This is a genomic window from Pseudomonas capsici (assembly GCF_017165765.1).
GTDB lineage: Bacteria > Pseudomonadota > Gammaproteobacteria > Pseudomonadales > Pseudomonadaceae > Aquipseudomonas > Aquipseudomonas capsici.
In genome coordinates, this window is the sequence record NZ_JAFGZD010000045.1 from 1 (window position 1) to 2,398 (window position 2,398).

Annotated in this window: 2 protein-coding genes; both read left to right on the forward strand. The window is 60.1% G+C overall.

The window, feature by feature from the left end; all coding sequences use genetic code 11:
• On the forward strand, positions 1–354 hold a 354-nt coding region (locus JSY17_RS25405; protein WP_206403374.1), incomplete at its 5' end, for a phosphopantetheine-binding protein.
• Between the two features lie 14 nt (positions 355–368).
• A partial coding sequence (locus JSY17_RS25410) for a condensation domain-containing protein (RefSeq protein ID WP_206403375.1) occupies positions 369–2,398 on the forward strand: 2,030 nt, incomplete at its 3' end.

A 2,398-nucleotide genomic window follows, 5' to 3' on the forward strand; every position in this document is an offset into this window, starting at 1 on the left:
CCGGATGCCAGCCAGTTGCAGAACGGCTATGTGGCCCCGCAAAGCGAGCTGGAGCAGCAACTGGCGGCGATCTGGGCGGACGTGCTGAAAGTCGAGCGGGTCGGTTTGCACGACAACTTCTTCGAGCTGGGTGGGCACTCGCTGGTGGCGGTGCAGATGCTGGTGCGTGTGCGCGAGCAATTGCAGCATGAGGTTTCGTTGAAAGAGTTGTTCGAACAACCTTGTGTGGCGGGTCTGGTTGCCGTGATCGAGCAAAAAAATGGCAAAAGTGACCCTGCACTGGACGAATTGACTAAATCACTGGAGGCACTCAAACGTTTATCAGCGGAGGAAATTGATAATTTGATTGCTTAGCAGGAGATACCCCCGTGCAAGAGTTGCTTGAGTCCGTTAAATCGCTGTCCGTCCGTGAACGCAAGGCGCTGGCGGTACTGCTGAAGCGACAGGGGGTGAATCTCTACGCCGTCACGCCAATCTTCAAGAGAGAGTCGCAGGAGCCTTCTGCACTCTCTTTCGCCCAGCAGCGACAATGGATCATCTGGCAGCTTGATCCTCAAAGCGCCACCTACAACATCCCCCTGGCTCTGCGCCTGCACGGCAGTTTGAATGTCGAAGCGCTGCGCCGCAGTTTCGAACACCTGATCGCCCGTCACGAAACCCTGCGCACGACCTTCGAGCAGCAAGGCGACGATGTCCTGCAAGTGGTGCATCCGGCTGGGCCTTTCACTCTGAATGTGGATCGTCTGCAGGCCGGTGAAACGGTCGAGAGTTACGTCGAGCAGGAAGTGCAACGGCCCTTCGATCTGCAGCAAGGGCCATTGTTGCGGGTCAGGCTCCTGAGCCTTGGCGATGACGAACATGTGCTGGTGCTGACTCAGCACCATATCGTCTCCGATGGCTGGTCGATGCCGATCATGGTCGATGAGTTGCTGCGTCTTTACGAAGCCTGCAGCCAGGGACGCGAGCCGCAACTGGCAGCACTGCCGATCCAGTACGGCGATTACGCTTTGTGGCAACGCAACTGGCTGGAAATGGGCGAGCAGGAGCGCCAGTTGAGCTACTGGAAAAACCAGTTGGGCGACCAGCAGCCGGTGCTTGAATTGCCCACCGATCGTTCACGCCCGGCCGTACGCGGTCATGGCGGGGCGCGCCTCAATATCGAACTGGATGGCGCACTGCTGGGACGCTTGAAGGACGTGGCGCGGCAACAGGGCGTGACCCTGTTCATGCTGTTGCTGGCTTCGTTCCAGACCCTGTTGCATCGCTATACCGGACAAAACGATGTGCGTGTCGGCGTACCGATTGCCAACCGCAACCGCGCCGAAACCGAGGGGCTGATCGGCTTCTTCGTCAACACTCAGGTGCTCAAGGCCGGGTTCGCGCCGCAGACGACGGTTGCCCAACTGTTACAGCAGGTCAAGCAGACCGCCTTGCAGGCTCAGGCGCACCAGGACCTGCCTTTCGAGCAACTGGTGGAAGCCTTGCAGCCGGAGCGCGATCTGAGTCGCAGCCCGCTGTTTCAGGTTGCCTATAACCATCAGACTCAAGGCCGCAACGAGGCCCGGCAGTTGCCCGGCCTGCGTCTGGAATATCAAGTGTCGGACAAGCACACCGCGCAGTTCGACCTGACCCTGGACACCTGTGAACGGGAAGATGGCCTGGGCGCTTCGTTGATCTACGCCACTGACCTGTTCGATGCGGCAACCATCGAGCGCATGGCCGCCCACTGGCTTAATGTGCTGCACGCGATGACTACCGATGTCCAGCAGCGTATTGCCGACCTGCCATTGTTGAGCGCTGCCGAGCGCCAGCAGACGCTGCTGGATTGGAATCGCGAAGTGGCGAATTTCCCCAGCGCGCAGTGCGCCCATCAACTGATCGAGGCTCAGGCCGCTCGCGTACCCCAGGCCATTGCCCTGAGCCTGGGCGACCGGCAGTTGACTTACGAAGACCTTAACCGTCGCGCCAACCGTCTGGCCCACAAGCTGCGTGAGCAGGGCGTTGGTCCTGAGGTACGGGTCGGGCTGGCGGTGGAGCGGAGCCTGGAAATGGTCGTCGGCATCCTGGCGATCCTCAAGGCCGGTGGTGCTTACGTGCCGCTGGACCCGGATTCTCCGCAAGAGCGCCTGAACTACCTGATGAGCGACAGCGGCATTGCCTTGCTGCTGACCCAGGACCATTTGCTGACCAGCCTGCCGCTGCCACCGCAGGTGAACACCCTGTCGTTGAACGATTCGCTGGAGGGCTATGCCGAGAGCAACCCGCTCAACCTGAGCACGCCGGATAACCTGGCTTACGTGATCTACACCTCGGGTTCCACTGGCAAGCCGAAGGGCACATTGCTGCCGCATCACAACCTGATGCGCCTGTTTGCGGCCACCGATGACTGGTTCAAGTT